The organism is Kitasatospora sp. NPDC029367 (assembly GCF_055569135.1).
In genome coordinates, this window is record NZ_JBVHYH010000083.1 from 28,739 (window position 1) to 33,708 (window position 4,970).

Below are 4,970 nucleotides of genomic sequence, written 5' to 3' on the forward strand. Positions count from 1 at the left end.
AAGGCGCAGCCGGTCTTGTACGGGTGGCCGGCGCTGGTGACGAAGTCGCGAATGGGGGTCGCCTCGTCGACGGGTATGAGGATGTACTTGCCGGTGTCCAGGGCGTCGAGGTTGGCCTTGACCTGCGCGGTGTCGAGGTCCTGGCCCATGGCGAAGAGGTTCTTGGTGCCGCGTACGCCCTGTTCGCGCCCGCGCAGGAAGCTGGTGGCGGCGGACTTGACGGTGCCGATGGCCTCCTCGACGCCCTTGCTGGAGTCGGCGTCCCAGATGGCGATGTTGCCGGCCGGGAAGCCGTACTCCTGGGCGGTGCGCTTGGCGAGGGAGTTGGGGACGAGGATGGCGGAGGTCCAGTGGTCGGGGAGGTCGTCCATGGCGCCCTGGATGCGGTCGAGCCAGGAGCGCAGGACGGCGGCGCCCTGGCCGGCGTTCATCCGGGTGTGCATCTGGCCGCTCTGGGAGCAGCCGGAGGCGTTCTCCTCGCCGTCGGTGACGACGACCTGGAGGAAGGAGTGCTCGCCGTAGCCCTCCCAGATGTTCTTGAGGTCGTCGACGGATTTCACGGCGGCCTCGATCAGGGCGGTGGCGCCGTTGTCGACCTGGTAGAGGCCGCGCAGGGAGGGCAGGTGCTTGACGTCCATGTCCCAGACCAGGTTCTGCACTTCGTGGTCGAAGGCGTAGAGGCTGATCCGGGTCTCGTGGCCGAGGCGGTCGGACTCCTCCTGGAGGCCCTTGACGAACTCGTCGACGACGCGCACGAGTTGGGCCTGGTGCTGGTGCATCGAGCCGGACTTGTCGACCACGAGGGAGACGTGGTTGACCTTGTGCTTGATCCTGTTCGCGGACATGGCTATCCCCTTTTCCGGCGCGCTTGCGATGCATTTCCGGAGTCCTCTCGCGGGGTTTCCCCGCGGCGCCTTTCGGCGTTCCCTCCAGCGTTGTCTCCACCTTAGGGGTAGGCACTGACACTCCGTCGGGCGCTCCGAGGGGCGGTCTGAGGGGCGGCCGGAGGGCGGGAGTCAGTCCTCGTCGGCCTCGTCGGCCTCGTCCGCCTCCTCGTCGTCGGCGCGGGAGAGGGCGTCGGTGATCAGGCGGGTGGCGAAGTCCTGGTCGTCGCCGCAGATGCGGTTGACGTACTCGGCGAGCAGGGTGGCGGTGGCCTCCAGGGGGTTCATCTCGGCGTCGGTCCACGGGCCGTACTGGGCGCGCCACAGGTTAGGGCTCAGGCCGCTGCCGGCGGCGACGAGCAGGCCGGCCATGGTGGGGACGACCTCGGGACGGAAGGTGCGGGGCATCATGCGCATGGTGGCCAGGAGGTTGGGCAGCACGTACTCGATGACGTCCTTGCCCTGGTCCTCGCAGGCCTTCCGCAGCCAGTTCATGTACAGGTAGATGAGGGTGCAGGCGCCCTCCAGCAGGGCGGCGAAGCCGTCCGGGCCCAGGGAGGCGGCGAGGTGGTCGACCATCTCGCGGTGTTGGGGGTCGGTGCCGGTGCGGCCGTCGTAGAGGGCCTTGAGCCGGGAGTCGATGACCATGAGCGCCGCGCTCACGTCGCCGGCGGGGGCGTACTGGGGGTCGCAGGGCGAGGTCACGGGGCTCCTCCGGGGCGGGGCTCGGGCGGTGCGGGCGCTCCCAGCAGAGCGGACCGGGGCCCGGGCGCGGGCCGGAACCGTCCCGGCGTCACCCGGACGGGATGCGGTGGCGGCCGGGGTGTTGACGGGGTGTCGGGGGCCGGGCCCCGCGCCGGGGCACGCACGGCGAGGGCCCGCGGTGGAAGCCGCGGGCCCGCGCCGTGTGCGGTGGCGGTGTGCTGTCGCCGGGTCAGGGCTTGAGGGCGACGCCGGCGTAGAAGGAGACCTGGGCGTCGGTGACGCCGGCCGGCAGCAGGTCGGCCTCGTCGGTGCCGTCGGGGTGCCAGCGGTGGGCGGGCACGATGCCCGGGTCGAGCAGGTCCAGGCCCGCGAAGAAGGTGGCGAACTCGGCGCGGGGGCGCAGCCGCAGGGAGGTGCCGGCCTGGTTGTAGATCTCCTCGACCTTGGAGGCGCCGGGCGGGTCGAGTTCGGCGGTGGCGTGGGAGAGGACCAGGGCGGAGCCGGCGGGCAGCGGGTCCAGGAGGTGCCGGACGATGGCGCGGGCGTCGTCGAGGTCCGGGACGAAGTGGAGCAGGGCGATCATCGACAGGACGACCGGCTGGTCCAGGTCGAGGGTCCGGGCGACCTGGGGGGTGGCCAGGATGGCGGCGGGGTCGTGGACGTCGCCGTGGACGTAGGCGGTGCGGCCCTGGGGGGTGCTGGTCATCAGGGCGCGGGAGTGGGCCAGGACGACGGGGTCGTTGTCGGCGTAGACGACCCGGGCGCCGGGTTCGACGGCCTGGGCGACCTCGTGGAGGTTGGGCGAGGTGGGGATGCCGGTGCCGATGTCCAGCCACTGGCGCAGGCCGCGCCGGGCCAGGGCGCGGGTGGCGCGGTGCATGAAGGTGCGGTTGGCCCGCACGGCGGTGCGCATGGTGGGGAAGACGGTCAGGACGCGTTCGGCGGCTTCGCGGTCGACGGCGAAGTTGTCCTTGCCGCCGAGGAAGTAGTCGTACATCCGGGCGCTGTGCGGGATGTCCTGGCGTATCTGCGGCACCGCCGGCTGCTCGGGATCGGGCTCGGTCGCGGTCATCCAGGATCCTCCCATGCTCGTTCATGTCCCTTCTTGATCACACCGGGCCGGGGCAGTCTAGCCAACTCGCCGGTGGCGCGCGGGAAGTCGGCGGGGGCGGGCGGCCCTGACCCGACGGTGGGCGAGGCGGTGGGCGGGGGCGGGGGCCGTGGTGGGCGGGGTGGCGGCCTTCGGGGCGACTACCCGCCGGTACCGGAAGGCGGCGGCCGCCCGCGGGGAACACTGCGCCGGTTCGGCGCACCAGCGCGCAGGAGACCCCGGGAGCCCGTCCATGCCGCCGTCCGCCCGCCGTGTCCCCCCTGCCGCCGCGGCGCCGCCGCCCGCCGGGCGCGGGGCGCTGCGGCGCCTGGGCGAGTGGTGCGCGCGCCACGCGCTGGTCGTCGTCGTGCTGTGGATCGTCGCCCTGGCCGGTGTCCAGGCCGCCAACCGGGCGGTCGGCGGCAGCTACTCGGACGACTTCTCCCTGCCCGGCACCCAGGCCCAGCAGGGCCGGGACGTGCTGCAGGCCCACGAGCCGGGCGCCGCGGGCACCAGCTCCCCGGTGGTGCTGCACGACGCCCGGCCGCTGACCGGCTTCCAGCCGCAGATCGCCCAGGCCGTCACGGCGCTCCAGCAGCTGCCGCACGTGGTCAGCGCTCAGAGCCCGCTGCCGCCGGCCGGGCAGAGCGCCCCGCCGGGCGGGCCGCTGGCCCCCGACGGGCTGACCGGGTACATCACCGTCCGCTTCGACACCACCCCCGCGCTGCTGGGCCACGACTACCTGGGCGGGGTGGACGCGGCGGTGGCGCCGCTGCGCCAGGCCGGGGTGCAGGTGGAGTACGGCGGGCCGCTGGGCGAGCTGGCCCGGCCGGCGGCGGACGACCGCTCCAGCGAGGTGATCGGCTTCGCGGTGGCGGTGGTGGTGCTGCTGGTGGGCTTCGGCAGCGCGATCGCGGCCGGGCTGCCGCTGCTGACGGCGCTGATCGCGGCCGTGGTCGGGCTGGGGGCGCTTGGGCTGGTCGCGGCGCTGTCCACCTTCGCGACCGTGGCGCCGACCCTGGCGACGATGATCGGCATCGGGGTGGGCATCGACTACGCGCTGTTCCTGCTGACCCGGCACCGGCAGAACCTGATGGACGGGGTGGACCCGGTCGCCTCCGCCGGGCAGGCGGTGGCCACCAGCGGGCGGGCGGTGCTGGTCTCCGGCTGCACGGTGATCATCGCGCTGTCCGGGCTGTCGGTGTCGGGCATCTCCTTCATCGCCAAGCTCGGGGCGGCGGCGGCCGTCACGGTGGTGTCGGCGGTGCTCGGCGCGCTGACCCTGCTGCCGGCGCTGATGGGGCTGATCGGGCGCCGGATGGACCGCTTCGCCGTACGCCGTCCGATCGCCGAGGCCGGGGGCGGGGGCGGCGGCGACGGCGAGGCCGGGGGCAGCGGCGGGGGCGGCGGGAGCTGGCACCGCTACGCCCGGCGGGTGGAGGCGAACCCGTGGCGCTACCTGGTCGCCGGGGTGGTCACGCTCGGGGTGCTGTCCATCCCGCTGTTCTCCATCCAGCTGGGCCACATCGGCGACGGCGCCGACCCGACCTCCTTCACCGACCGGCGCGCCTACGACCTGGTCGCCCAGGCCTTCGGCCCGGGGGCGAACGCGCCGCTGACCGTGGTGGTCGACCAGAGCGCCGTGGCGCCCGGATCCCGCGCGGGCGTGCAGGGCGCCGTGCAGCAGGCCCTCACCGGCCTGCCCGGCGCGGCGAGCACCACCCCGCTGCAGACCAGCCCGGACGGCGCGGTGCTGTTCGCCACCGTCGTCCCGGCCGGCGCCCCGCAGGACCGGGCCACCACCGACCTGGTCGACCGCCTGTCGGGCACCGTGCTGCCCGACGCGGTGGCGGGCAGCGGCGCGCGGACGTACGTGACCGGCAACACCGCGGCCCAGGTCGACTTCCTGGACCTCGTCTCCAGCCGGCTGGTCCCGATCATCGCGGTGGTGGTCGCGCTGGCCTTCCTGATCATCCTGGCGGTCTTCCGCGGCCTGCTGGTCGCCGTCAAGGCCGCGGTGCTCAACCTGCTGTCGATCGCGGCCTCGTACGGGGTGGTGGTGGCGGTGTTCCAGTGGGGCTGGGGCGGGCCGGCGCTCGGGGTCGCGGGGAAGGTCCCGATCGAGAGCTACGTGCCGATGATGATGTTCGCGATCGTCTTCGGGCTGAGCATGGACTACGAGATCTTCCTGCTCTCGCGGGTCCACGAGTCCTGGGGGGGGGGCGGGGGGGGGGGGGGAGGGGGGGGGGGGGAGGGGGGGGGGGGAGGGGGGGGGGGGGGGGGGGTGGTGG

At 74.0% G+C, this 4,970-nt stretch carries 3 protein-coding genes and 1 pseudogene; 1 reads left to right on the forward strand and 3 read right to left on the reverse strand.

Annotated elements, in window-relative coordinates:
* The 3 genes from ACZ4W5_RS32455 to ACZ4W5_RS32465 form a co-directional block, all read right to left on the reverse strand.
* A partial coding sequence (locus tag ACZ4W5_RS32455) for a vWA domain-containing protein (protein ID WP_465658582.1) occupies positions 1 to 845 on the reverse strand: 845 nt, incomplete at its 3' end.
* A 171-nt stretch (positions 846 to 1,016) separates the two neighbouring features.
* Positions 1,017 to 1,589 (reverse strand): hypothetical protein, encoded by a 573-nt coding sequence (locus ACZ4W5_RS32460; RefSeq protein WP_402490845.1) that lies wholly within the window; start codon positions 1,587 to 1,589, stop codon positions 1,017 to 1,019.
* Positions 1,590 to 1,818: 229 nt separating this feature from the next.
* Positions 1,819 to 2,661, reverse strand: coding sequence for an SAM-dependent methyltransferase (locus ACZ4W5_RS32465; protein ID WP_465658583.1), 843 nt, complete (start codon positions 2,659 to 2,661; stop codon positions 1,819 to 1,821).
* 271 nt (positions 2,662 to 2,932) lie between these two features.
* Between ACZ4W5_RS32465 and ACZ4W5_RS32470 the strand changes: the two are divergent.
* A pseudogene (locus ACZ4W5_RS32470) lies at positions 2,933 to 4,970 on the forward strand (MMPL family transporter); the annotation flags it as partial.

Coding starts and splice junctions, on each gene's coding strand:
- ACZ4W5_RS32465 (WP_465658583.1), bottom strand. CDS start 2,661: ATGACCGCGACCGAGCCCGATCCCGAGCAGCCGGCGGTGCCGCAGATA.